Genomic DNA, 24744 nt, shown 5'->3' on the forward strand with positions numbered 1-24744 from the left:
ACAGATTTCATGTATCAACCTGTCGCACTATTTATTGGCCTGCGTTATATGCGCGGGCGTGCATCTGACCGCTTCGGTCGGTTCGTCTCATGGCTTTCTACTATTGGCATCACGCTTGGCGTGATGGCGCTGATCACGGTACTGTCGGTGATGAATGGTTTTGAGCGTGATTTGCAGAATAATATTTTGGGGCTGATGCCGCAGGCGCTGATTACCACGTCACAAGGCTCTCTTGACCCGAATAAGATCCCTGCCTCTGCACTTAAATCGCTGACTGGCGTTACTGATATTGTGCCGCTAACCACTGCGGATGTGGTGTTGCAGAGTGCCCGCAATCTGGCGGCTGGTGTGATGCTGGGTGTTGATCCCGAGCGTCATGAACCACTGGCTGATTATTTGGTTAACGTGCACCTGAAGGATTTACAGCCGGGGAGCTACAATATTATCCTGGGCGAAAAACTGGCGGGCCAGTTGGGTGTTAAACGTGGTGAAACATTGCGTTTGATGGTCCCTAGCGCCAGTCAGTTCACGCCAATGGGGCGCATTCCTAGCCAGCGGCTGTTTAATATCATTGGAACATTCGCCGCAGACAGCGAGGTTGATGGCTATCAAATGCTGGTTAATCAGCAGGATGCATCACGTCTGATGCGTTATCCGGCTGGCAATATTACCGGCTGGCGTCTATTCCTTGCACAACCTTTGTCTGTTGATAGCCTGAGCCAACAGGCGTTGCCTGAAGGCACGGTATGGAAAGATTGGCGAGAGCGTAAAGGCGAGTTGTTCCAGGCGGTGCGTATGGAAAAAAATATGATGGGGTTGCTACTTAGCCTGATTATTGCCGTCGCAGCCTTTAATATAATTACCTCGTTGGGCCTGTTAGTGATGGAGAAGCAGGGTGAAGTGGCGATTTTGCAAACTCAAGGCTTGAGCCGCCGCCAAATCATGCTGGTCTTTATGGTGCAGGGGGCTACCGCCGGGGTAATTGGCGCATTACTTGGTGCCGGGCTGGGTATTTTACTCGCCAGCCAATTGAACACGATTATCCCGATTCTCGGTTTATTGATTGATGGTGCCACCTTGCCGGTGGAGATTAACCCGGTACAGGTCACCGTGATTGCTCTGTTGGCGATGGCGATTGCCTTGTTGTCCACGCTTTATCCTTCCTGGCGCGCTGCCGCCGCACAACCTGCCGAGGCTTTACGCTATGAGTAACCATCCATTATTACAGTGTTTAGATTTGTGCAAACGCTATCAGGAAGGGCAATTGCACACTGACGTATTGCGTAATGTGTCGTTCACTATCGAAGCTGGTGAGCTGATGGCGATTGTCGGCAGTTCCGGTTCAGGTAAAAGTACCTTATTGCATCTGTTGGGTGGTCTGGATTCCCCAACCTCCGGCGAGGTTATTTATCAGGGCCGTTCACTGAATCAGCTCTCTTCCACCGCGAAAGCGGAATTACGTAACCGAGAGTTAGGTTTTATCTATCAATTCCACCATTTACTGCCTGATTTTACCGCATTGGAGAATGTCGCAATGCCACTGTTAATCGGTGGAGCCAAACCCGCAGAGGCGCAGGATAAAGCCCGGGCGATGTTGACCGCGGTAGGGTTGGAAAAACGGAGCAAACATCGGCCGTCTGAGTTGTCTGGTGGTGAGCGTCAGCGGGTGGCGATTGCCCGTTCGCTGGTGAACAACCCGTCACTGGTTTTGGCAGATGAACCGACCGGTAACCTGGACCAACGTAATGCTGACAGCATCTTTAATCTGTTAGGTGAATTGAATGTTCGCCAGGGGACGGCATTTTTAGTGGTAACCCACGATTTGCAGTTAGCAAAACGTATGAGCCGCCAGTTGGAAATGCGCGATGGCCAGCTACAGCAGCACTTGACACTGGTGGGGGCTGAGTAATGGGTGTGTCGCCACTTTCACTTTTAATCGGCTTACGGTTTAGCCGTGGCCGCCGTCGTGGCGGTATGGTGTCATTAATTTCAGTGATATCTACCTTGGGTATCGCCTTGGGTGTTGCAGTATTGATCGTGGGTCTAAGTGCGATGAATGGCTTCGAACGTGAGCTGAAAGATCGCATTTTGGCCGTGGTACCACACGGCGAAATTGCGGTGGTTAATCAGCCGTTCAGTGGCTGGCCGCAAACCCTGCAACGTATTGAAAAAGTGCCTGGTATCGTAGCGGGCGCCCCCTATATCAATTTCACCGGTCTGATTGAAAATGCCACACAACTGCGTGCAGTACAGGTTAAAGGTGTTGATCCGCAGGCAGAACAGCGTCTTAGCGCATTACCCAGCTTTGTGCTTGATCATGCTTGGGATAATTTCAAAGCGGGTCAGCAGCAGATTATTTTAGGTAAAGGTCTGGCTGACGCATTAGGTGTGAAGCAGGGGTCATGGCTGACAGTAATGATCCCGAATAGTGATCCTGAAATGAAACTGCTGCAACCTAAGCGTATTCGCTTACAGGTCGCCGGTGTTTTTCAACTCAGTGGTCAGTTGGATCACAGTCTGGCACTGGTCCCTTTAGCTGATGCCCAGCAATACTTGGAAATGGGTGACAGTGTCACTGGTATAGCCATCAAGGTCAATGATGTATACAACGCCAACAAACTGGTGCGAAGTGCCGGTGAAGTGAGCAATGCATATGTTTATATCAGCAGTTGGATTGGCACTTATGGCTATATGTACCGCGATATCCAGATGATTCGTACCATCATGTATTTGGCCATGGTGCTGGTGATAGGTGTTGCCAGTTTTAATATTGTGTCCACCCTGGTTATGGCTGTTAAAGATAAAAGTAGCGATATAGCCGTGTTACGCACATTAGGGGCCAAAGATGGTCTGATCCGTGCAATCTTTATCTGGTATGGCTTACTGGCCGGGTTTATCGGCAGTATCAGCGGGGTGATAGTGGGGGTAATTGTCTCAATGCAATTGACCAACATTATCCGTGGGCTGGAGCGGCTGATTGGCCATCAATTCTTGTCTGGCGATATCTATTTCATTGATTTCCTGCCGTCAGAATTGCACTGGTTTGATGTAGCCTGCGTATTAGCCACCGCGCTGGTGCTGAGTTTAATTGCCAGTTGGTATCCTGCACGTCGCGCAAGTCGTATTGATCCGGCTCGGGTATTAAGCGGGCAATAATTCCCCCCGTTATACTTCAAGCCGCATATGCGTTGGCTGCTTTCGTTTACCCCCAGTCACTTGCTTCAGTAAGCGCCTGGGGACTTACTCAGTTGCCGTCTTCCTACCGCTCGAATTATTTAGGGTATATAAGGACAATTCTATGTATTACGGTTTTGATATGGGCGGCACCAAGATTGAGTTAGGCGTTTTTGATGCCAATCTGCAACGAATCTGGCATAAACGAGTCCCAACGCCCCGTGAAGATTATCAACAGTTACTGCAAACTTTGCGTGATTTAACGCTGGAAGCTGATGCATATTGTGGTGTTAAAGGCAGTGTGGGTATTGGTATTCCTGGTTTACCCAATGCCGATGATGGCACAGTATTTACGGCCAATGTGCCATCGGCCATGGGGCAATTATTGCAGGGTGATCTTTCCCGCCTGATTGAGCGTGAAGTTCGAATCGATAACGATGCTAACTGTTTTGCGCTGTCCGAAGCGTGGGATCCTGAATTTCGCACTTATCCAACAGTTCTGGGGCTAATTCTTGGCACCGGTGTTGGCGGTGGCCTGATTGTTAATGGCAGTATTGTTAGCGGGCGGAATCATATTACCGGCGAATTCGGCCACTTTCGGTTACCGGTAGATGCGTTGGATATTTTAGGCGCAGATATTCCGCGCGTACCCTGTGGTTGCGGCCATAACGGTTGCATAGAGAATTATATCTCAGGGCGTGGTTTTGAATGGATGTATAAGCACTTTAACCAACAATCGCTGCCCGCCACTGAGATTATCGCCAACTATAATACTGGCGAGCCCAAAGCAGTAGCCCATATTGAGCGCTTTATGGATGTGCTGGCGGTATGTTTGGGTAATCTATTGACGATGCTTGATCCACATCTGGTTGTCATTGGTGGCGGGCTATCTAATTTTGACAAGATTTATCAGGAACTACCAAAACGCTTACCCCAGCATTTATTGCGAGTGGCCCGATTGCCACGCATTGAAAAAGCGCGTTATGGTGATGCGGGCGGCGTTCGTGGCGCTGCGTTTCTGCATTTGAGTGAATAATAGTCGTCACAAGCTATAGAGTCGTCACAAACAATAACGATATCCAATATAGAGGCAAAAGTTATGCGTATTCGCCATCGGCTATGTCGGTTTCGCAAGAATAAGCATTTGCGGCATCAACGTTTTCGCTCCCGTATCTTTCATCGGGACAGTGCTGCTACAGCAGAAATGAAGAAACCGTTTGTGGTGGTGCTTACTGGTGCGGGGATTTCTGCTGAGTCAGGCATCCGTACTTTCCGTGCCGCAGATGGCCTATGGGAAGAGCATCAGGTGGAAGATGTTGCAACGCCGGAAGGGTATCGTCGCGACCCTGAGTTAGTTCAAGCTTTTTATAATGCTCGTCGCCGTCAATTGCAGCAGCCAGAAATTGCACCCAATGCGGCGCATCAGGCGCTGGCAGATTTGGAAGCGGTGCTGGGTGATAACTTTGTTCTGATTACCCAGAATATTGATAATTTGCATGAAAGGGCAGGCAGTAAGCGTGTTATCCATATGCACGGTGAATTACTGAAGGTGCGTTGCACGCAGTCTGGCCAGGTATTAGATTGGCCGGGAGATCTCTCGGCTGACGAGCGTTGTCATTGCTGCCAGTTCCCATCCCCTTTGCGGCCCCACATTGTGTGGTTTGGTGAAATGCCGATGGGGATGGATGATATCTATCAGGCGCTGGCTGAGGCTGATTTCTTTATCTCGATAGGAACTTCAGGCCACGTCTATCCAGCGGCTGGGTTTGTTCATGAGTCACGTTTGCATGGTGCTCATACCGTTGAGTTGAATCTGGAACCCAGTCAGGTAGAAAGTCAGTTCGATGAAAAACACTATGGGCTTGCCAGTAAAGTGGTACCGGAATATGTGCGCGAGTTTTTGACTACCCGGGGTGAGAATCGCCAGGGTAGCAGCGGCAATTAGCCAAAATGGCGTATAAATAAACGATAGTCCCTGCGGGTTGATGAATAAATCACCCAGCAGGGTTTTAGCATCCCACCTTATTATTCTGGCTTAAGTTTGCCTAAAGCTGACTTGACGCAATATTTGATCACGATCACTTCCCCATAATGATATTCACTATTATGAGGGTGGGAACCATGGACAAATTACTCGACCGCTTTTTCAACTATGTCTCTTTTGATACACAAGCAAAAGCCAATGTAAAATCCGTGCCGAGCACTGAGGGGCAGCACAAGCTTGCGCTGGCATTACAGCATGAGTTGCAGGCGCTGGGTTTTTCTCAGGTTACCTTGAGTGATCACAGTTGTGTAATGGCAACATTACCTGCAAATGTCTCTTGGCCGGTCCCCACTATTGGTTTTATTGCACATCTCGATACGTCACCTGATTTTTCGGGCAAAAATGTTAATCCACAGATTGTAGAAAGTTACCGTGGTGGGGATATTGCCTTGGGGATAGGCGACGAGGTGTTGTCACCGGTCATGTTCCCGGTATTACACCAGCTACTCGGCCACACATTAATTACCACTGATGGTAAAACCTTGCTGGGGGCCGATGATAAAGCCGGTATTGCCGAAATTATTACTGCAATGGTGCGGTTAAAGCACAGTAATGTGCCTCACGGCGATATCCGCATTGCATTCACTCCCGATGAAGAGGTTGGCAAAGGTGCACGCTTCTTTAATGTGGACGAGTTTGATGCCCAGTGGGCTTATACCGTTGATGGTGGTGGTGTTGGCGAGTTAGAGTTTGAAAACTTTAATGCGGCGTCAGTAACGATCAAGGTTGTTGGTAATAATGTCCATCCCGGCAGTGCCAAAGGGGTAATGGTAAATGCATTATCACTGGCGACCCGTTTCCATCAGGAACTTCCTGCAAGTGAAACTCCTGAATGTACAGATGGTTACGAGGGTTTCTATCATCTGCAAAGTATTAAAGGCACTGTTGAGCGGGCAGAAATGCACTATATAGTACGTGATTTCAACCGTGATGGTTTTGAAGCCCGTAAGAAGAATATGGTGGATATTGCTAAGCGGGTTGGTAAAGGTTTGCATCGTGACTGCTACATCGAAATCGTTATGGATGACAGTTATTACAATATGCGTGAACATATAATCAAGCACCCGCATATCATCGAGTTAGCACAACAGGCGATGCGTGATTGCGATATCACGCCCGTCATGAAGCCGATACGGGGAGGCACTGATGGCGCGCAGTTATCTTTCCTCGGATTACCTTGTCCCAATATCTTTACTGGTGGTTATAATTATCATGGTAAACATGAATTTATTACGCTGGAAGGGATGGAGAAGGCGGTTGCAGTAATCATGCGGATTTCTGAACTGACAGCAGCACGAGCTAAAGCGTCATAAATTGCCTGCTACCTGCTTAACCGCCTATACAAAACGCCACGTAAATGGGGCGTTTTGTATCATATATCACAGAGATTAGTCGTTGAAATACCAATAACCGCTATTAACCAGTTCCGCCAGCAGTGCCAGGAACGCTGGGTCTTCCAATGCATCACCAAGTTGTTGAGCATCCACACTGAAATGTTGACACAAAGCATTGGCAGCACTCATATGCGGCGTATCAATCAGTTCACCGTTAACAAAGCAGCTATCACCAATACGTAAAGCGCGCAGGCCACTAAGGCGGCGTAATGCTTCACCTTGTTGTAGCAAATCATAGATCTCACTGGCCTGATAAGGTGGTTCAGGTGGCGCAACATCCAGCTCATGACGTGATTGAGAAGTAAACTCACCAAACCAGTTTTGGAAATGCTCGGGTTGCTGGAGTAAATCCAACATCATTGCCCGCAGCTTATCGACTTCATGTGGCAAAATATCTGCTGGCTGGTCACGCAGTTGCAAATCAGGATCACTGTAACGGTAGCTCCCCAATTCACGCGAAAGGATATAATCGGCAAAACCACTGACTAATTCACGGCCATTTGGCGCGCGGAAACCGACTGAATAATTCAATGCATTTTCAAGTGCATAGCCTTCATGGGGGAAACCCGGTGGAATGTAGAGAATATCGCCCGGCTCCATTTCCTCATCAATGATGGCATCAAAGGGAGCGACTTGTAGCAAGTCAGGGTGTGGGCAATGCTGCTTCATTTCAGTTTTTTCACCCACTCGCCAGCGGCGGCGGCCAGTCCCCTGAATGATAAAGACATCATATTGATCAAAATGTGGGCCAACACCGCCACCGGGTACGGAGAAGGAGATCATCAAATCATCCATACGCCAGTCAGATAGCTGGCGGAAGGGGCGCATTAATGCAGCGGCAGGCTCATGCCAATGGTCAACAGCTTGAACCAGCAGCGACCAGTTGGTTTCACCTAAGTGATCAAAACTCTCAAACGGGCCGTGGCTCACTTGCCAACGACCATCTTCATGGCTTACCAAGCGGCTGTCGACTTCATTTTCCATCGCTAGCCCAGCAAGTTCATCCGGCGAGAGCGGGTCTATAAAGTTTTTAAAACCGCGTTTGAGGATAACGGGGCGTTTCTGCCAGTAACGTTGCAGAAAGTCAGGCCAATCGAGACAGAGTTGGTAATCCATGTTTATTCCAGAATAGGAGGGAATTTGCTTGTGATTATAACGGAAGCCAGCCTTTAGTATCAGGGGCTGGCAGGCAAATTTTGTTAATCATCGTGATAATCATGTTGCTGGCCAAAAGTCACCATCATTTTGGCTCCACCTAAGGGGCTTTCAGTGATGGAAATCTCACCTTGATACTGTTCAATAATTTCGGCGGCCACGGATAGTCCCAGCCCTTGTCCAGGGCGCAAAGTATCAACTCGCTGGCCGCGCTGGAAAATCAGCAACCGCTTACTTTCAGGAATACCCGGTCCATCATCATCTACCACAATAGTTAGCTGTTTTTCAGAGTGTAGGGCGGTAATCTCAACGAATTCAAGACAATACTTGCAAGCGTTATCCAGTACGTTGCCCATCACTTCCATAAAGTCATTTTTATCACCAAGGAAGGTGACTTCAGGTGAGATATCCAGCGTGAGTACTACCCCTTTACGCTGATAGACTTTATTCAGTGCGCTGCACAAGCTGTCTAACAGCGCCGGTACCGAGTGGATTTCCCGGACCAGTACATTCTGTTCGGAACGCATACTGGCGCGGTGCAGGTAATAGCCAATTTGCTGAGAGATACGGCTTATCTGCTCTAGCATGATAGGTTCGACCTCTTCGATGGTCGTCTGCTTGCCGGTACGTAAAGAACGCAGGGTGGTCTGTAATACCGCCAGTGGGGTCTTAAGGCTGTGGGTGAGATCCGACAAGGTTGTGCGATACTTGGTGTAACGTTGACGCTCATTGGTGAGCAAAATATTGAGGTTTCGAACCAAACTCTGTAATTCACGCGGTGGATTTTCATCCAGTTGTTCGCGTTCACCTTTTTCCAACTGACTGATTTGACTGACCAGTGCTTTAATTGGCCGCAGGCTCCAGTAGGCCGCCAGCCACAGTAAGGGAACCACCAACAGCAAATTAGCCAGTAACACATAGCTAAACCAGTTCCACACCAAGTCAGAACGTTGTAACTCCTGCGGGATGGTATCTACGACCACAATGGTGAGCTGTGGTAAGCGTGAGGTCGCAGGATAAGTATTGACGGAGATTGAGTGCGTTAGGGCGCTGTTATCAGTATCGTCATATTTTTTTAGCTGGTCTTGGGCTTTGGGGTTATCACCCAACATCATGCTACTGATGTGTGTCCCGGTATCCAGTTCGTAGAAGCCGGGTTTTTGTAACCAACTTTTTTCGATATGCGATTCAAGCTCGGGCACATGGCGCTGACGCCACAAAATATTGCCGTCTTTGTCATAAATCAGCACCAACGTTGGGATGTTCAGTTCAAGTTCAGGGGGAACCGAAATACTCAGTTTATTATCATGCCACTGAGCCAAACTGAAAAATAAGTTACTTTCACCGCGATGGGCACTGAAGGTATTTTTATCAAAGCTGACAATGTACCCAACCACGGCAACCATGCCATAAGATAACGACAGCGCTAAAATGACACCTGCTGTCGCCATAAGAAAACGCGCACGAAGAGAGAACGGTTTGCTATTTTTCCTGAACATAGTGTCTAGCTGGCGTCAAAACGGTATCCCTGACCTCGGATGGTCGTAATCACTTCGCCTTCATGTTCTGCCAGTAGCTTTTTACGCAAACGGCCCATTAATACATCGATGGTGTGGCTCTCACGTAGTTCTGCATCAGGATAGAGTTGCAGCATGAGCGTATCTTTGCTGACCACTTTACCGGCATTACGAATAAGGGTTTCGATGATAGTGTATTCAAAGGCCGTCAGTTTAATCTGTTGCTGATTGACACACAACTCTCGGCGCGAGAGGTCAATCTGAAACGGAGGGAATTCAATTACCTGAGATGCTAAACCAATATTGCGGCGCATCAACGCCTGCATCCGTGCGATGACTTCTTCAAGATGAAAGGGCTTAGTCACGTAATCATCGGCACCCGCTTCCAGCACGGCGACTTTATCTTGCCAGCTTTCCCGTGCTGTGAGCACCAGAATAGGTAAGTTTGTTTGATGACTGCGCCAGCGACGAATAAGACTTAAGCCATCTTCCCCGGGAAGGCCGAGATCAATAATCGCGATATCCGGGGCATGCTCTTGCAAGAAATAGTCTGCTTCTTTAGCATCTTCCGCTGCATCAACCTGATGGCCCATTTCACGCATTTGCACCGTAAGATGGTGACGCAATAAAGCATTATCTTCCACAACCAGAACCCGCATACCACATTCCTCGATAAGACTTAACCGGGCAACTCAATATTACCCGGCAAGTAAACAATTAAAATCAATGACTTAGAAGTTGTAACGTAAACCTGCTTGCATTGCTTGATCACTCACTTTCCAGTTATGGTAGGTGTAACCTACTTCCGCTGCAAGGCTCTGTGTTAAGGCGTAGCTCGTCGTAATTCGCGCTTCATGGAATGCCCGGTGGTCATAATTTGCCAGGCGATAGGCAACATCCATACCGATACTTTGCGTGAGTTTGCTCTTAATACCGATTTCACCGGTAGCGCTATTGTAGGTATTGGTTTTTTTACCGTCTTTGCTGGCATCAAATACCATCGCATGGCGGCTGCCACCCACTAAGCTATAAAAATCGATATTAGGTGAAAAAGCAAAGTGGTACCCCAAGCCGAGCACTGCTTGTGCAAGGCCGCGATCGTTATTGGCAATACTGTTCAGACGGGCATCAATAAAGAGATCATTATCAAATCCATAGCCACCATTCAGATAAATGCCGCCCATCTCGCGATTACCCGTCTGGCTGTACTTTTTTTGGTCAAACTGTTTATCAAAACGGGCCTTATTGCTGATGGCACCGTATTGCAAGCCACCCGCTACATAAGTGTAATCACCTGCTATTGCGGCTGTACAGGTACCCATCAGGGCGAGAGATAATAAGGTTTGCTTCAACATATAATAATAGCTCCTGCAATTGTAACGTCCTTTTGGCATCGCGGATATTATCGATGATAACGGCTAAACCGTTGCTAAACAGGAGGGGAGAGTACGCAGGAAAATAAGAGAAATCAGGAGGATAATACAGGTGGCATAGGGCTACCACCTGTATTAGGGATTAAAAAATTACTTTAATTCATCGACCATAGTGGCTGCCCGGCCAATATAATTAGCGGGCGTCATTGCTTTCAACCGGGTTTTTTCTTCTTCCGGTAAGGCAAGGCCATCGATAAATGCCTGCATGCCTGCGGCATCTACCCGCTTGCCACGGGTGAGTTCTTTGAGTTTTTCATACGGTTTTTCAATGCCATAACGGCGCATTACGGTTTGGATCGGCTCAGCCAGAACTTCCCAGTTGTGATCAAGCTCATCCAGTAGGTGCGTTTCGTTGACTTCCAACTTGCTAATGCCTTTCATTGTCGCCTGATAGGCTATTAACGCATAGCCCAAACCAACACCTAAATTACGGAGCACTGTGGAGTCAGTCAGGTCGCGCTGCCAGCGGGAAACCGGTAATTTACTGGCCAGATGTCCGAGCACCGCATTGGACATGCCCAAATTGCCTTCGGAGTTTTCGAAATCAATGGGGTTCACTTTATGGGGCATGGTGCTTGAACCGATTTCACCGGCGATAGTTTTTTGTTTGAAATGATTTAGGGCAACGTAACCCCAAATATCACGGTCAAAATCGATCAGGATAGTATTGAAACGGGCAACACAATCAAACAGTTCGGCAATGTAATCATGAGGTTCAATTTGCGTAGTGTATGGGTTCCAGTTGATCCCCAGCGACGTGACAAAACTTTCGCTGAACTGATGCCAGTCCACTTCAGGATAAGCAACGATGTGAGCATTATAGTTACCTACTGCACCGTTGATTTTACCCAGAATTTCCACTTGTGACAGTTGACGGAACTGGCGCTCCATACGGTAAGCAACGTTAGCCAGTTCTTTACCGATGGTTGAAGGTGTGGCTGGCTGACCATGGGTACGGGACAGCAGTGGCAAATCACGGTACTGGTGGGCCAGCGCTTTAATTGAATCAATAATCTGCCGCCACATTGGCAATACCACATCCTGACGGGCGGTTTGCAACATTAAGGCGTGGGATAAGTTATTGATATCTTCTGAAGTACAAGCAAAGTGAATAAATTCTGACACTGCGTGCAACGCCGGAACACTCGCTACTTTTTCTTTCAGGAAATACTCAACAGCTTTCACATCATGATTAGTCGTGCGCTCAATGGTTTTGATGCGCTGTGCATCTTGTTCGTTGAACTGTTGCACGATCTTGTCAAGGTAAGCGTTTGCGTCGGCATCAAAAGCCGGAACTTCTTTGATCTCTGCGCAGGCGGCCAGTTTTTGCAGCCAACGTACTTCGACCTGCACGCGGAATTTCAGCAAACCGAATTCGCTAAAGATTGGGCGCAGTGCGCTGACTTTGTCGCCGTAGCGACCATCAATAGGTGAAACGGCGGTCAGTGAGGATAATTCCATCGGTGGCAACTCCAATTACTTTGGTATGGTTCAATTATGAGCAAGAATACTCTGTGCCTGTTTAAAAAGACGATTTCGCGAAAACATTAACTGCAAGCGGCTTCCACCGACTTGTTGCCAAAGCACGGCTGAGCGAATACCCGCCAGCAGGGCGGCACGAACTTTTGCCTGCACCAACGTGCTTTGTAAAATAGCGGGTGAACCGGTAACCTGAATGCGTGGGCCGAGAGGGCTGATGACATCAGTATAAATGGATGCCAGTGAACTCATCATTGTTTCTGATTCAAGATCGAAATGTGCCAGTTGGCGATCAAGCTGATTGATTCGGTCACCCAATGTATTCATGGCAGGCTTATTGCCATTGAGCTTGCGTTCTAACACCATTAAGCTGAGGGTATAGCGGGTCAATTCTGCTGCTGGCCCCTGACGATTGGCATTTAAGACCGTTTGCAGCGTCTCCAATCCCATTTTCAGCGATTGCTCATTACCGCCGTACACCGCAAGTGTTGACGGTGGGTCGGTCTGTAGTAGCCCGCCCAAGATGGTGTTCAATGCCTCATTATCGCACTGGCCTTCATGAGCCAGTTGCTGAACCAAGCGAGCGGACTGGCAGATCCCTGCCAGTGCCAGCGTAATGTCATAATAATTCTTCGCCACGGTCACTCCTGTAAACGTTCTGGTTCATTGCTGGGCTGATTTAGTTTGTTACTACGTCAGTCAGTGGATAACGCTCTTCAATGATACCGCCGCCAAGGCAGACTTCACCTTGATAAAATACAGCGGACTGACCCGGGGTTACTGCGGCAACCGGGCTATCGAATCTGACCTCGATACGCTCATCATCCAGCGGGGTGACGGTGCAGGGAATATCCTGCTGACGGTAGCGTGTTTTCACCACACACTGAAAAGCGGCGGTTATCGGTTGACGGTCAACCCAATGCAACTGTTGGGCTATCAGACCGACTGACATTAACCGTGGATGTTCATGTCCTTGCGCCACAAGCAAGATATTATTGGCGACATCTTTATCTACCACATACCATGGGTCATCACCGCCATCTTTGGTGCCACCGATACCCAGCCCTTTACGTTGCCCCAAGGTGTGATACATCAATCCCTGATGCTCGCCCATATGCTGACCGTCAACAGTCATGATAGGGCCGGGTTGTGCGGGCAGATAACGCCCCAGGAAATCACGGAATTTGCGCTCACCGATAAAGCAGATGCCGGTGGAGTCTTTTTTCTTGGCGGTGACCAGATCAAGTTGCTCGGCGATACGGCGCACTTCGGGTTTTTCCAGTTCGCCGACCGGGAATAGGCTTTGGGCCAATTGTTCGTGGCTTAATGTATAGAGGAAGTAACTTTGATCTTTATTGCCATCCAGACCACGTAGTAAACGGCTTTTTCCATTGACATCCTGGCGGCGAACATAGTGGCCAGTGGCAATATAGTCAGCCCCTAAGTCTTCGGCGGCAAACTCAAGGAAAGCTTTAAACTTGATCTCTTTATTACACAGAATATCAGGGTTAGGTGTGCGCCCGGCTTTATATTCTTCCAGGAACAATTCGAACACGTTATCCCAATATTCTGCGGCAAAATTGACGGTGTGCAACTCCATGCCCAGTTTGTCGCATACTGCTTGCGCATCGGCCAAATCGGTCGCTGCTGAGCAATACTCTTCGCCATCATCCTCTTCCCAATTCTTCATGAACAAACCGGCAACTTGGTAACCCTGTTGCTGAAGCAGGTAGGCGGAAACGGAAGAGTCGACACCGCCGGACATACCGACGATTACTTTTTTCTGGCTATTATCTGACATGGGAGTCTCACTAACGTAAATACCTAAGCTTCTGATAGAGACCAAGGCGGATAGCACTATCCGAACACTTTATCGCCACGGGCAAGGCATTATAAAAACAAGCGCCGGATTTTATCACGTTGACCGCTCGGCTGCATTCTAGATTCGCGCTCTCGACGAAATTACCTGAGTAAATCAACGCTACTTTTTATAAAGGCCAGTTAAAAGAACCAACCAGATCAAGGGAATAACGTTCGGGTTGTTGGTAACAGCGGATACTCTCGGCCACTAATGGTGAACGTAAATTGGCTGATTGCAGTATTTCATCAGCCAAGAGCCACCGACAGCAATCAATATCACTATCATGAGGATGGGTGGGTAAGGGGGCCAGCAGTTCAATAACGAAAGCGAAGCGCAAAAATGGGGTCTTGTCCGGGGCTATCCATTGATGCATTCGCAGAAAAGATTGCGGTGTGGCGCGAATTCCGGTCTCTTCCCACAACTCTCTCTCTGCGGCTTGCAACAGAGTTTCATTGGCTTCCAAATGTCCAGCCGGTTGATTCCATAGTTTTTTGCCATTAATCGTCTCTTCGACAACTAAGAATTTCCCTTGTGCGTGCACAACACAAGCGACAGTTACATGGGGCTTAAACATAGTTAATCTCCTTCCATTCGCCGGGCTGTAGGTCGGCAAGGCTTAAATTTCCTACACTAAACCGTATCAGACGCAGGGTAGGGAAGCCAATATGGGCCGTCATTCTGCGCACTTGCCGATTACGACCTTCGTAAAGTGTGATCTGTAGCCAGCAGGTAGGACTATTTTTGCGCTCTCTGATCGGAGGCACCCGCGGCCATAGCCACTCAGGTTCATTAACCAACTCAGCCCCTGCGGGTAAGGTAGGGCCATCTTTTAAGGTGACACCACGGCGTAATTGGCCGAGAGCATCATCGCCAGGTATTCCTTCTACTTGTACAAAATAGATTTTACCTGTTTTCTCGCCCGGTTGGGTGAGTTTGGCTTGCAACTTGCCATCATTGGTTAATACCAGTAAACCTTCACTGTCGCGATCGAGTCTGCCTGCGGCATAAACGTCGTTAAAGGGGATAAATTCCTTCAATGTGCTACGGCCAGACTCATCGGTAAATTGTGGCAAGACATCGAAAGGTTTGTTGAATAACAACACTCTCCTTGGGCCGACAGGCTTTACCCGTTTGGCCGGCGTCTTGGTGCTGAATCGGTTAACTTTGTGATTTTTAACAGAGAATTTATTCATGTTTATTGCGATTCCGAATGATTAGCGCATTATACCTCAATCCGTTTCGGATTGGCGTGGAACGAATATTCAAGTAGTATTGACACGAATCTTACAAGGCATTAACAAAATTGCGCTGAAGGAGAAGGTTGATGGAAAGCAAAGTAGTTGTTCCGGCAGAAGGTAAGAAAATTACTGTCGATGCTCAGGGTAAACTGGTTGTTCCGCATAATCCGATCATTCCATTTATTGAAGGTGATGGTATCGGCGTTGATGTGACCCCTGCCATGATCCACGTGGTAGATGCCGCGGTTAAGAAAGCCTATAAAGGTGAGCGTAAAATCTCCTGGATGGAAATCTACACCGGTGAGAAGTCAACGCATGTTTATGGCAAAGATGTTTGGCTGCCAGAAGAAACATTGGATCTGATTCGTGAGTACCGCGTGGCGATTAAAGGCCCATTGACTACCCCGGTCGGTGGCGGTATTCGTTCGTTGAACGTTGCTTTGCGCCAACAACTTGATCTGTATGTGTGCCTGCGTCCGGTGCGTTATTACGAAGGGACCCCAAGCCCGGTAAAACACCCTGAATTGACCAACATGGTAATTTTCCGCGAAAACGCGGAAGATATCTATGCTGGAATCGAATGGAAAGCCGGTTCACCAGAAGCTGAAAAAGTGATTAAGTTCCTGCGTGAAGAGATGGGTGTGAAGAAAATCCGTTTCCCTGAACAATGCGGTATTGGTATCAAACCTTGCTCAGAAGAAGGGACTAAGCGCTTGGTTCGTGCGGCAATTGAGTATGCAATTACCAACGATCGTGAATCAGTAACTCTGGTTCATAAAGGCAACATTATGAAATTCACCGAAGGTGCCTTTAAAGACTGGGGTTACCAGTTAGCACGTGAGGAATTTGGTGGTGAGCTGATCGATGGCGGTCCTTGGGTTAAAATCAAGAACCCCAATAATGGCAAAGAGATCATTATCAAAGATGTGATTGCTGATGCCTTCCTGCAACAAATTCTGCTGCGTCCTGCTGAATATGATGTTATCGCCTGTATGAACCTGAATGGTGATTACATCTCTGACGCCTTGGCTGCTCAGGTTGGCGGTATCGGTATTGCTCCGGGTGCCAACATTGGTGATGATTGTGCTTTGTTTGAGGCCACTCACGGCACTGCACCAAAATATGCTGGTCAGGATAAAGTGAACCCAGGCTCAATCATTCTGTCCGCAGAAATGATGCTACGTCATATGGGTTGGTTCGAAGCGGCTGACTTGATTATCAAAGGCACCGAAGGCGCAATTCAGGCCAAGACCGTGACTTATGATTTCGAACGCCTGATGGATGGCGCTAAACTGCGCAAATGTAGCGAGTTTGGTCAAGATATCATCGACAACATGTAAATTGTTGAGCAGAACAAAGCCTCGCGGGAGTTTAAGCTACCGTGAGGCTTTTTTTATCCCAAGAAGGGACGAAGTTGATTGCTTAAATATCTACTAGTACAGATTTATCTCTTATTTGTTATTAAATTGTTATTCACCTCTCAAACTGTTCTTGCGGTAGGAATATATGAAGAAAATATTTGACTGATTATGGTAACTCTTTATCCTTTACCGCAAGTTATTTGGCATATAGCTGCTGGCGAATTGTACTGAGCTTATTTAGCTCGCAGTTTTCAAGATATTATAAAAATCTTATTCTTTATTTTCTCTCTTAAAACAGAGGTTTACATTGTGACAAAGGATGTAGAAATTGTTAAAGCACGGCATCCGTTAGATAAGCAGCATATCAAACTGACTTATGTAACTCATTTTTACTGTAATCAGGGAAATATGGATTCTGTTGAATCTTTGTTGAAGGAATATGAAACTTACCCTGATGATATTAAAGATGCAGTGGAGTTTGTCATCGTCGATGATTGCTCGCCATTAGAGTATGACGTAAAGGATTATGATTTGAATTTCACGTGGTTAAGAATAACCACTGATATTCAGTGGAATCAGGCCGGCTCTCGGAATCTGGGGGTGACATACGCGAAGTCAGATAAGATTATCATTACTGATTTAGATTGCTTGCTACCGGCAGACACCCTGCGTTATTTGGTGAATGCCCGTAACCCTGGCCGTTCCCTATATCGTATCTACCGCACAGATGAAAAAACAGGTAAAGCCTATCGTGGCCATCCTAACCTGTTCTTCATGTCCAGAGCACGGTTCTTTAGGTTGTATGGGTATGATGAAGAGTTCGCTGGCCATTATGGCTCGGAGGATTATCGGTTTGTGAAGTTCCATAAAGATCATGGTAGCACACCACGTTATCTGCCTAAGCAGTACCGATGCATTGAGCGTAATGTAGATAGGAAGAAAAGCTACCATTCTCTGGATCGTGATTTGACTCACAACGCCCCGATTGATGACCGGAAGAAGAGTGAAATTGCACGGTTTGGTGCAGAATATGGCCATAGCCGGATATTTCTTAACTTTAACTGGGAAATTAAAAAAGTGCATTCACGTGTGCCGACGGTGCCTGAACGCAAGCTTTGGTGGCGACCATTATGGTGGTTCCGTTACTTGTTTAGATCACTGGCAGCATAACGGCACTCGCCACAAAATATTGCCATAGCTAGTGGTTATCTGATGGTTGGTTATGGCGTAAATTGGGGCTGCTATCCTTTGCGAAAAGGTATCTGATAGCCTCAACTGATTATCAATTCGAAGTGAGTGACTTATGATTTCTCCGGTTTCTACTTCTTTGCCCGGCTCAGCGCCAGTGCATCGATATGTTGGCATGTTTTCCTGTGCTACGGCATTCCTGTTAGGTATTGGTCTACCCACTTCTAATTTCATAATGAATTTGTCGATGGTGTTAGCTGTCATCTGTTTGCTGCTGAACCGCGATACTCGCTATGTGAAAACGTTGGCAAAGAATCCGTTGATTTGGTTGCCTGCCATTATGTTCATGCTGCTGGCACTGTCGTTGCTCTGGCAGCATAACCTATACGGCAAAGTGATGGTCAGCAAGTACTCCAAATTACTGTATATCTTACCGTTAGCGATGTTCTTTGTGCTGTCACGTTCATTGGCTGGCTATTTTGCCAAAGGTTTTTTACTGGCAAATGCCGTTATCCTGGCAGCCAGCCTGTGGGTTGGCCTTCTCCATCTGCCGTTGGGGCATATCGATCCACTGAATCCCTCTGTGTTTAAACTGCAAATTACGCATAATTTCTTTATGGCACTGGCCGCCGCTATCTGGCTTGCTCTGGCTTTTAGAAGCCAAGGATGGAAGCGTTGGGGTTATGGTCTGTTGATGTGTTTGGCTATCTATAACATTGTGTTTATGGTGCAAGGCCGCACCGGCTATGTTGCATTGGCCGCGGCATTTGGCCTGTGGGGGTTACTGTCACTGTCAATCCGCCAGCGCTTGGCGATGGTCGTTTGCGCATTTATCGTCGCGGCCATTGTACTTATGGTGCCTAACCGGGCGGTAGATCGGTTGCAGCAGGGCGTGACTGAGGTTAAAACCTGTCTGGCCGTCTCGAATGGTGATGCTAATGTTTCCTGTGATAGCTCGATGGGGCTACGTACCGCATTTATGCTCGCCTCAGTGAAGTTGATTGAGGATGCGCCGATATTGGGTCATGGGGCTGGGGGTTTTTGGTATTCTTTCTCGCAAAGTGCGTATAGCATCAATCCACATAATGAATATCTGATGCAGACAGTTCAGTCGGGATTGGTCGGGTTAGCCTTATTCCTGGGATGGATGTGGTGTTATTTCCGCTCCGCATGGCGTTTATCTGCTCAGGTTAGAAATGTGCTGATTGCATTACTTGGTGCCTATTTGGCTTGCCACTTGTTTAATTCCTTCTTACTCGACTCTTCAGAAGGGCATCTGTTTATTATTCTTACGGCGATAGTTGCCAGTTATTCAGTTCTGCCGCCGAAAGAGCAAAATGAAATCAGTAGTCAATAAAGTTGGCTGTGAAATAAATAAGACAGGTGCCCGATGTGGCACCTGTTATTTATCTGTTTATTCCGGTGTTGCCGTGGCTGAAGTGATGCCTAAACTGTTGTATCCCTCTTTAAAACCAAATACCTCTAAAAACTCATAAACTATTGAATACATATGGTATGGTGAGAAAAACAACCAGGTAAAAAGTGATAATAAAACCATAATGGCAACTAGCAAGAATTTATCCAGCAGCACTTTTCCTCCTTGTATTTTTTGGCTTCATAAACCTTGCCGAATTGATCTTTTAGGTCGAATACGCAAAGTACAATAACGATAACGTAAAACCATATAAAAATCATGGACAGAGTGAGCGAAAATGACTTTTTAGTCACTAGATCACCCAATTATTATTTCCTTCACCTTTGCCTTAGCACAGGCCTGTACAGCCGCCACGATAGCGATGTTCCAGTAGATACTTCAGCCAATGATGCAGAAAATACGGTGTTCAGATGGGAGATATCAGTAGTAAGGACGACAGTGCTGCTGTATATGCGGGTAATCAGGTTAATCGCCTGACGCGATACCACCGTGTGACCTTAATGGATCATGTTGTCGTTTTAATTGGTTGATTATCATGTTATTGCCATTGTTGAACAACCGGCACGACCCTGAGGATGAACCAATAAAAAGCCCTCAATGATGAGGGCTATAGACTAACGGTTGGCTTTATCATCAGCCTCATCGAGCAGGCCTTTGGCTATTTTGCTGGCATCCAGATAACGTGCTGAGTGTAAGATGCCGCTAAGCGTCTCTCGGACACTGGCCAGGAACTGATCGTTATCTGACTCATTAGCACATTCAACCATTAACGCGACAAGCAAAGCTTCATGGGCGATCAGATGATCTTCACCAGGTAAGTTTGCATCAGTTTCACCTTTGTGAGCGCGGACAGATGTTTGATTAAGTGATGACATAAAACTCCTTATTTAATAATTGAGTAACTACCTGACTACTATAGCGGGATTTTTATTTATTGCTATCGTATAAAAATACAGGTGAAATTTATCCACCTGCATAGTGAGATTGGCTAAATTAGATAAAGCCTAATTATTTATTGACCAAAGTCGACATCACATGCTTGATAAAACGCATTGCCTGAGTCTGCAACAATCCATGCCAGAATAATGACGTGATGGCCTTTTTTACCTTTAGGTAAATGAACCTTGTGCTCGATTTTAGCCACTAACTTATCGTTGTGCGAGTAATAAGGAACATAAGGATAGATATCTTCATAAAACGGTGCTGGCTCTAATTGAGCCCGTGTAATACGTTCTGCTGGGTTCCAATCATCTTTGGTAATAAACCAACGATAACCACGAGTAACATGAGCAACAGTGTAGGCCCAATATATATCAAGGTCACTGCCTGGGTTAACCACGATAGTTGGCCAGGTAAAGTTATCATTAGGGTGACCGATAGACCGTAGCTTGTGTTGCATTTCTTTATCGGTGAAATTCACCACCTCTCGATTACCGCGGTGACCACCACTGAGAATAAGGCCATCAGGGGGTGGTGGGTTGCTCCAACTATCCATTTCGTAAGGGGGGACGAAAGAACCGCCTGTCAAATCAGGGAAGTTTTTTCCTCCTTCCATTTCATTATTTTCCCATTCAGCAATCAATCCTAAATCAGTTGCTACCAAGCCTCGTGTTTGAGGATCAGTGACCCGGCCATGCCGAAGTTGTAATTTATTGTTACTCATGATTTTTACCTCGATAGTTAAGTGTTTTTTTAGATTTTTATGCAACAATATATAAGTATTAATTGGTAATATTGCAGTTTGATATTTTGTAAATAACCTTATTCTACTGTTTATTTAATTATCAAACTTATTATTAATTTGTTTGTGATAAATATCGTTAATGCCAAGTTTGGTGCACATAATGACATTGTGTTTTTTGTGGGGAATTATCGTTTAATATATTATTTTGTGTTTAATTTTTTTATAAGTATGTGGTGTGATAATTCTTTTATCAAATCCTTTAATTGTTACTCTATGAGTGAAATATGTATATCTTCACTGCTATTATATTTAACACAGTTACCGAACATGGCTGAGTTAAGGATTGGTCATCATTTTGATTATTATCATTTTTTAGGGGGCGATTAATTTTCATCCCACGATGGAACGTTGTAATTATGTTTATTTATTAAAGCGAAGTGATTTTCATAAAAAATGATACTCAGCCTTCTGGCGACGTTAAACGCGGCAGTATTATGGCTACTGGGCATATTATATTATGCTGAAAATAAAGGATTACATCTGAGATGTCAGGCCAATAGCCTTAAGTCATGACGGGTCATATCTTATCTGACATTAGCGGAGAATATCTTGCGACACTCTCCGCTAATTTTAATATGAACATTACTGGATGCTGTTCTTAAACACCTCACCAAAGCCTACCGAAGTAGGGCGTTGGAGTATCAGTGCTGGCACTATTTCAGCGTTATGTCATCTAACAACCTATCTCATTTTACTGGGCGGTAAATTCGAACAGCCGCTGTTAGGCGCAGGGTGCGATGCGCCAATTCTTCTGCCGCTCCGGCATACTGTTCAACCATGGCCGCATTCTGGTGTGTCATTTGATCTAACTGACCGATCGATTGGTTAATTTGACCAAGTGCCTGTGTCTGTTCATGGGTTGAGGTGCTGATTTCACTGATTAGGGTAGAAACTTGACCCGCTTGTTTGACGATATTATCCATGGTGGCCCCAGCATTTTGCACTAAGGCGCTACCGTCACGAACCCGCTCCACACTGGTTTCAATTAATTGTTTTATTTCTTTGGCCGCGGTTGAAGAGCGCTGAGCCAGATGGCGTACCTCGCTGGCAACTACCGCAAACCCTCGACCTTGTTCGCCAGCACGTGCCGCTTCAACCGCCGCATTGAGCGCCAGAATGTTGGTCTGAAAGGCGATTCCTTCAATGACACTGATAATATCTACAATACGATGACTGGAGGCATTAATCGTGCCCATAGTTTCAATGACTTGATGCATCAACTCGCTGCCTTGTTCTGCAGCATGGCTGCTCATCGCGGCCAACGATGTGGTTTCATTGGCACTATTAGCACTGTGCTGTACTGTGGCCACTAATTGTTCTGTGGCGCTGACGATATGCTGCAAGTTGGCGGTAGCCTGTTCAGTTCTAACTTTTAACTCACGATTCCCTGCGGCAATTTCACTGCTGGCAGTGTTAATACCATCAACCTGGCCGCTAACATCATCCGTCAGAGAACGGAGATTCAGCCCTAATTGATTGACACTCCGCATCAAGTAACCAATTTCATCAACGCGATTTAGCTGTACGTAATCAACAGCTTGCCCAGAAGAGACATCTTGCGCTTGTTGCAAAATTGCGGCGATAGGGTGGGCAACCTGACGTTCTAACCACCAGGAGGTCACCACGCTGCTGGCAACGCTAACTGCGGCCAAAACGAATAATGGCAAACCGGTTATCCCTATCACTCCGGCGGCCACAGTAGGGAGTAAAGCTGCCCCCAATAATGCCCCGCGCAAGCGCCAGCGTAATGGTAATTTTTGGAACAACGACAATAAAGACAACCAACCGGTACGAACAACTAACCCTCGATATAGTGCTATGCGGCGCTGCCTGGCCTTACCCGAATTAAAATCGACATACAGTGCTTCCGCTTGTTTAACTTCTTCGCGAGTGGGGGCAATGCGTACCGAAATATAACCGGTCAGACGGCCATCATGACGTAATGGCGTAGCATTAGCGCGTACCCAATAGTAGTCACCATTTTTACGGCGATTCTTAACCAGTGATGACCAGGATAAGCCAGCATTCAGGGTTTGCCACATGTCAGCAAATGCCGCGGGTGGCATATCTGGGTGCCGAACAACATTGTGCGGTTGACTCAGTAAGTCCTGATATTCAAAACCACTGGCGCGAACAAAAGCGGCATTGGCATAGGCGATATTGCCGTGAATATCGGTGGTGGATTGCAAGGTGGTATCGCGATCAATGGGATACTCCTGCCGACTGACAGGCTTGTTCACTCTCATAATAACCTCAGTAAATGGGGGAGTTCCCTGATAACAGGTGAATACAATAACTACAGACGGTAATCGGCCTCATAAGATAAAACTTTATACTTTTATTAATTAAATTATTGATTCCCCATAATGGTGCTGATTATTCATGCTATTGCACTTTCCTGGGGCAAGATTGTATTTATTAAATGATTAATATATTTAAATTTATTTTTTTATTCAATTATAATTCTATTATTTAAAGTGATGTAGGTTATATAAAAATACATCAAAAACAACTAGATGGGGTTTTTACTGTAGGGCTGCATTAAATATAATTGATGAAAAGAGTGAATGAGTTCTCTTGCATCTAGTTGTTTGTCTATTATTTAGATAAAACATAGTTCAAATCTGTTTGAATGTTGCAAAAGATGATGCTCATGAGTTTTTTATTTACAACTGACCATTGATTATGAATATATGAATAACTATTTGTTACAGTAGTGGGGGTATTAGTTGAGTCGCTATCAAAGGTAAAACCCCTGAAAGGCAGGGGTAAAAGATGAATAAGACCGTATGGACGTTTAATAGCAAGCTGTTCTAAATCTAATGTTTCATCTGTGCAGCTTGCAAGGTTTTGATGCTTGTAAATGGATTAAACCCATTTGAGTATTGTACTTTTGCACCGTGGATAGGGTAAATCTTCTCGCCTAGCTAAAGTGATTATGACTTTTCTTCAAGCTTTCAATTTTCATCAAAAAATCATAGATAGGTGAAAGACGGAGAAAGTCTTTACTCAACCGGTCAACCAGTTGTCTGGAAAATAATAAATCCATATCTCTGCGGTGGCTAATTAATGCCCACGACTTCTTGTTGTACCAGACCGCCAATGCCGGTGGTAGATCTTTAATCAAAGGGCGCTTGTAACTCTCTCCCTCAATCGAGAAATTGGGATAAATACAGTCAGCTATGGTGAGAAAATCAGCCGGAGCACGGAGCAGTTGTTGTCTGAAAAGATCCATTGTTTCTCGCGAGGCGCTGTAATACCCCAACCCATAACGCCACCAGTCTGGGCCAAATTCGAAAAAGTAAGTTGGAGCATCCGTCCAATTTTTACGCGATCTTTTAAATGTTAACCAAATATTGCTGCGATAGAGTGACTTATCATGAGAGAAACGGGTATCGCGATTCATGCGAGAAATTGTCTTGCCAATCGCCGGACGAACTTCAAACAGTTCATCAATAGTCAGCATATCTGAACTCAGGTCGGTAACCAGTTTTCGCACTGGCTGTAGTAGATGCTGATCATAGATATCGCGATGTTCCTCGAACCATTCTTTGTTATTGTTGTGAGCAATGTGCTGTAAGAATGTCAGCCCATGTTGAGTAAAACCGGTAAATTCACCCATAATATTCCTTTCTATATGCGGGGCGGACTAAGCCTCTGTTGCCAACCATCAACGTTTTCACGTGACATTCATCTATAAGCAGTACACCGAGGTATTCGT

The 24744-nt window shown here is 46.4% G+C and carries 23 protein-coding genes and 1 pseudogene; 10 read left to right on the forward strand and 14 right to left on the reverse strand.

Features of this window, described 5'->3' with window-relative positions:
- Positions 1-9: 9 nt before the first annotated feature.
- From lolC to pepT, 6 genes are all read left to right on the forward strand, one after another.
- Positions 10-1212 (forward strand): lipoprotein-releasing ABC transporter permease subunit LolC, encoded by a 1203-nt coding sequence (gene lolC / locus V1953_RS08320; RefSeq protein WP_083158540.1) that lies wholly within the window; start codon positions 10-12, stop codon positions 1210-1212.
- Positions 1205-1909: a lipoprotein-releasing ABC transporter ATP-binding protein LolD gene (gene lolD, locus V1953_RS08325; protein WP_083158541.1), complete on the forward strand. Its 705-nt coding sequence runs from the start codon at positions 1205-1207 to the stop codon at positions 1907-1909. The genes lolC and lolD overlap by 8 nt, the downstream gene beginning before the upstream one ends.
- On the forward strand, positions 1909-3156 hold the full coding sequence (gene lolE / locus V1953_RS08330; protein WP_442850828.1) for a lipoprotein-releasing ABC transporter permease subunit LolE: 1248 nt from the start codon (positions 1909-1911) through the stop codon (positions 3154-3156). Before lolD ends, lolE begins: the two co-directional genes overlap by 1 nt.
- A 142-nt stretch (positions 3157-3298) precedes the next feature.
- On the forward strand, positions 3299-4210 hold the full coding sequence (nagK, locus tag V1953_RS08335; protein ID WP_083158543.1) for an N-acetylglucosamine kinase: 912 nt from the start codon (positions 3299-3301) through the stop codon (positions 4208-4210).
- 63 nt (positions 4211-4273) lie between these two features.
- Positions 4274-5119: a Sir2 family NAD+-dependent deacetylase gene (gene cobB, locus V1953_RS08340; protein ID WP_083158544.1), complete on the forward strand. Its 846-nt coding sequence runs from the start codon at positions 4274-4276 to the stop codon at positions 5117-5119.
- Between the two features lie 176 nt (positions 5120-5295).
- Positions 5296-6531, forward strand: a complete 1236-nt coding sequence (gene pepT, locus V1953_RS08345) for a peptidase T (RefSeq protein WP_083158545.1) — start codon at positions 5296-5298, stop codon at positions 6529-6531.
- A 75-nt stretch (positions 6532-6606) separates the two neighbouring features.
- On the opposite strand, the gene V1953_RS08350 is transcribed toward pepT, so the two are convergent.
- The 9 genes from V1953_RS08350 to rluE form a co-directional block, all read right to left on the reverse strand.
- Entirely contained in the window at positions 6607-7728 is a 1122-nt protein-coding gene (locus tag V1953_RS08350) for a ribosomal protein uL16 3-hydroxylase (RefSeq protein ID WP_372569282.1), read from the reverse strand.
- A gap of 83 nt (positions 7729-7811) precedes the next feature.
- The gene (gene phoQ / locus V1953_RS08355; RefSeq protein ID WP_442850829.1) at positions 7812-9266 is read right to left on the reverse strand and encodes a two-component system sensor histidine kinase PhoQ; all 1455 of its coding nucleotides are present in this window, start codon (positions 9264-9266) and stop codon (positions 7812-7814) included.
- Between the two features lie 5 nt (positions 9267-9271).
- Positions 9272-9943, reverse strand: coding sequence for a two-component system response regulator PhoP (gene phoP, locus V1953_RS08360; RefSeq protein ID WP_042569971.1), 672 nt, complete (start codon positions 9941-9943; stop codon positions 9272-9274).
- Between the two features lie 72 nt (positions 9944-10015).
- Positions 10016-10639 carry a YPO1635 family putative outer membrane beta-barrel protein gene (locus V1953_RS08365; RefSeq protein WP_083158549.1) on the reverse strand — a complete coding sequence of 208 codons (624 nt, stop codon included), beginning with the start codon at positions 10637-10639 and terminating at the stop codon, positions 10016-10018.
- Positions 10640-10807: 168 nt separating this feature from the next.
- A complete protein-coding gene (gene purB, locus V1953_RS08370) occupies positions 10808-12178 on the reverse strand; it encodes an adenylosuccinate lyase (RefSeq protein ID WP_083158550.1) in 1371 nt (456 codons plus the stop codon).
- Positions 12179-12208: 30 nt separating this feature from the next.
- On the reverse strand, positions 12209-12835 hold the full coding sequence (gene hflD / locus V1953_RS08375) for a high frequency lysogenization protein HflD (protein WP_083158551.1): 627 nt from the start codon (positions 12833-12835) through the stop codon (positions 12209-12211).
- A 40-nt stretch (positions 12836-12875) separates the two neighbouring features.
- The gene (mnmA, locus tag V1953_RS08380) at positions 12876-13997 is read right to left on the reverse strand and encodes a tRNA 2-thiouridine(34) synthase MnmA (protein ID WP_442847748.1); all 1122 of its coding nucleotides are present in this window, start codon (positions 13995-13997) and stop codon (positions 12876-12878) included.
- A gap of 187 nt (positions 13998-14184) precedes the next feature.
- Positions 14185-14631, reverse strand: a complete 447-nt coding sequence (locus V1953_RS08385) for an NUDIX hydrolase (RefSeq protein WP_083158553.1) — start codon at positions 14629-14631, stop codon at positions 14185-14187.
- Positions 14624-15250 carry a 23S rRNA pseudouridine(2457) synthase RluE gene (rluE, locus tag V1953_RS08390; RefSeq protein WP_083158554.1) on the reverse strand — a complete coding sequence of 209 codons (627 nt, stop codon included), beginning with the start codon at positions 15248-15250 and terminating at the stop codon, positions 14624-14626. The genes V1953_RS08385 and rluE overlap by 8 nt, the downstream gene beginning before the upstream one ends.
- A gap of 131 nt (positions 15251-15381) precedes the next feature.
- Here rluE and icd point away from each other — a divergent pair, with 131 nt between their 5' ends.
- The 3 genes from icd (at position 15382) to V1953_RS08405 (ending at position 19201) form a co-directional block, all read left to right on the forward strand.
- A complete protein-coding gene (gene icd, locus V1953_RS08395; protein ID WP_005183101.1) occupies positions 15382-16635 on the forward strand; it encodes an NADP-dependent isocitrate dehydrogenase in 1254 nt (417 codons plus the stop codon).
- A gap of 330 nt (positions 16636-16965) precedes the next feature.
- A complete protein-coding gene (locus tag V1953_RS08400; RefSeq protein ID WP_083158555.1) occupies positions 16966-17826 on the forward strand; it encodes a glycosyltransferase family A protein in 861 nt (286 codons plus the stop codon).
- Positions 17827-17959: 133 nt separating this feature from the next.
- Positions 17960-19201, forward strand: a complete 1242-nt coding sequence (locus tag V1953_RS08405; RefSeq protein ID WP_442850830.1) for an O-antigen ligase family protein — start codon at positions 17960-17962, stop codon at positions 19199-19201.
- A 57-nt stretch (positions 19202-19258) separates the two neighbouring features.
- Here V1953_RS08405 and V1953_RS08410 read toward each other — a convergent pair whose 3' ends face one another.
- The 3 genes from V1953_RS08410 to V1953_RS08420 all read right to left on the reverse strand — a co-directional run bounded on the left by V1953_RS08410 (position 19259) and on the right by V1953_RS08420 (position 20942).
- Complete coding sequence (locus V1953_RS08410) at positions 19259-19435, reverse strand: hypothetical protein (RefSeq protein WP_193784641.1); 177 nt, start codon at positions 19433-19435, stop codon at positions 19259-19261.
- Between the two features lie 458 nt (positions 19436-19893).
- Positions 19894-20154: a hypothetical protein gene (locus V1953_RS08415; protein ID WP_083158556.1), complete on the reverse strand. Its 261-nt coding sequence runs from the start codon at positions 20152-20154 to the stop codon at positions 19894-19896.
- 137 nt (positions 20155-20291) lie between these two features.
- Positions 20292-20942 (reverse strand): lytic polysaccharide monooxygenase auxiliary activity family 9 protein, encoded by a 651-nt coding sequence (locus V1953_RS08420; RefSeq protein WP_083158557.1) that lies wholly within the window; start codon positions 20940-20942, stop codon positions 20292-20294.
- Between the two features lie 474 nt (positions 20943-21416).
- On the opposite strand from V1953_RS08420, the pseudogene V1953_RS08425 reads away from it, so the two are divergent.
- Positions 21417-21665, forward strand: a pseudogene (locus V1953_RS08425) (IS4 family transposase); the annotation flags it as partial.
- Positions 21666-21709: 44 nt separating this feature from the next.
- Here V1953_RS08425 and V1953_RS08430 read toward each other — a convergent pair.
- Together V1953_RS08430 and V1953_RS08435 are read right to left on the reverse strand one after the other, a co-directional pair.
- Positions 21710-23269, reverse strand: a complete 1560-nt coding sequence (locus tag V1953_RS08430; RefSeq protein WP_372569278.1) for a methyl-accepting chemotaxis protein — start codon at positions 23267-23269, stop codon at positions 21710-21712.
- 677 nt (positions 23270-23946) lie between these two features.
- On the reverse strand, positions 23947-24645 hold the full coding sequence (locus tag V1953_RS08435; protein WP_083158559.1) for a DUF2461 domain-containing protein: 699 nt from the start codon (positions 24643-24645) through the stop codon (positions 23947-23949).
- Between the last annotated feature and the right edge of the window lie 99 nt (positions 24646-24744).

The sequence above is a fragment of the Yersinia sp. 2541 StPb PI genome, assembly GCF_052217145.1.
Classification (GTDB): Bacteria; Pseudomonadota; Gammaproteobacteria; order Enterobacterales; family Enterobacteriaceae; genus Yersinia; species Yersinia enterocolitica_E.

What these genes read in the sequence shown, in the direction of transcription:
- V1953_RS08430 (WP_372569278.1), bottom strand. Translation starts at nt 23,269, where the DNA reads ATGAGAGTGAACAAGCCTGTCAGTCGGCAGGAGTATCCCATTGATCGC.
- V1953_RS08350 (WP_372569282.1), bottom strand. Translation starts at nt 7,728, where the DNA reads ATGGATTACCAACTCTGTCTCGATTGGCCTGACTTTCTGCAACGTTAC.
- phoP (WP_042569971.1), bottom strand. Translation starts at nt 9,943, where the DNA reads ATGCGGGTTCTGGTTGTGGAAGATAATGCTTTATTGCGTCACCATCTT.
- V1953_RS08385 (WP_083158553.1), bottom strand. Translation starts at nt 14,631, where the DNA reads ATGTTTAAGCCCCATGTAACTGTCGCTTGTGTTGTGCACGCACAAGGG.
- cobB (WP_083158544.1), top strand. Translation starts at nt 4,274, where the DNA reads ATGCGTATTCGCCATCGGCTATGTCGGTTTCGCAAGAATAAGCATTTG.
- nagK (WP_083158543.1), top strand. Translation starts at nt 3,299, where the DNA reads ATGTATTACGGTTTTGATATGGGCGGCACCAAGATTGAGTTAGGCGTT.
- lolE (WP_442850828.1), top strand. Translation starts at nt 1,909, where the DNA reads ATGGGTGTGTCGCCACTTTCACTTTTAATCGGCTTACGGTTTAGCCGT.
- purB (WP_083158550.1), bottom strand. Translation starts at nt 12,178, where the DNA reads ATGGAATTATCCTCACTGACCGCCGTTTCACCTATTGATGGTCGCTAC.
- V1953_RS08405 (WP_442850830.1), top strand. Translation starts at nt 17,960, where the DNA reads ATGATTTCTCCGGTTTCTACTTCTTTGCCCGGCTCAGCGCCAGTGCAT.
- lolC (WP_083158540.1), top strand. Translation starts at nt 10, where the DNA reads ATGTATCAACCTGTCGCACTATTTATTGGCCTGCGTTATATGCGCGGG.
- mnmA (WP_442847748.1), bottom strand. Translation starts at nt 13,997, where the DNA reads ATGTCAGATAATAGCCAGAAAAAAGTAATCGTCGGTATGTCCGGCGGT.
- rluE (WP_083158554.1), bottom strand. Translation starts at nt 15,250, where the DNA reads ATGAATAAATTCTCTGTTAAAAATCACAAAGTTAACCGATTCAGCACC.
- icd (WP_005183101.1), top strand. Translation starts at nt 15,382, where the DNA reads ATGGAAAGCAAAGTAGTTGTTCCGGCAGAAGGTAAGAAAATTACTGTC.
- pepT (WP_083158545.1), top strand. Translation starts at nt 5,296, where the DNA reads ATGGACAAATTACTCGACCGCTTTTTCAACTATGTCTCTTTTGATACA.
- V1953_RS08415 (WP_083158556.1), bottom strand. Translation starts at nt 20,154, where the DNA reads ATGTCATCACTTAATCAAACATCTGTCCGCGCTCACAAAGGTGAAACT.
- lolD (WP_083158541.1), top strand. Translation starts at nt 1,205, where the DNA reads ATGAGTAACCATCCATTATTACAGTGTTTAGATTTGTGCAAACGCTAT.
- V1953_RS08435 (WP_083158559.1), bottom strand. Translation starts at nt 24,645, where the DNA reads ATGGGTGAATTTACCGGTTTTACTCAACATGGGCTGACATTCTTACAG.
- phoQ (WP_442850829.1), bottom strand. Translation starts at nt 9,266, where the DNA reads ATGTTCAGGAAAAATAGCAAACCGTTCTCTCTTCGTGCGCGTTTTCTT.
- V1953_RS08365 (WP_083158549.1), bottom strand. Translation starts at nt 10,639, where the DNA reads ATGTTGAAGCAAACCTTATTATCTCTCGCCCTGATGGGTACCTGTACA.
- V1953_RS08420 (WP_083158557.1), bottom strand. Translation starts at nt 20,942, where the DNA reads ATGAGTAACAATAAATTACAACTTCGGCATGGCCGGGTCACTGATCCT.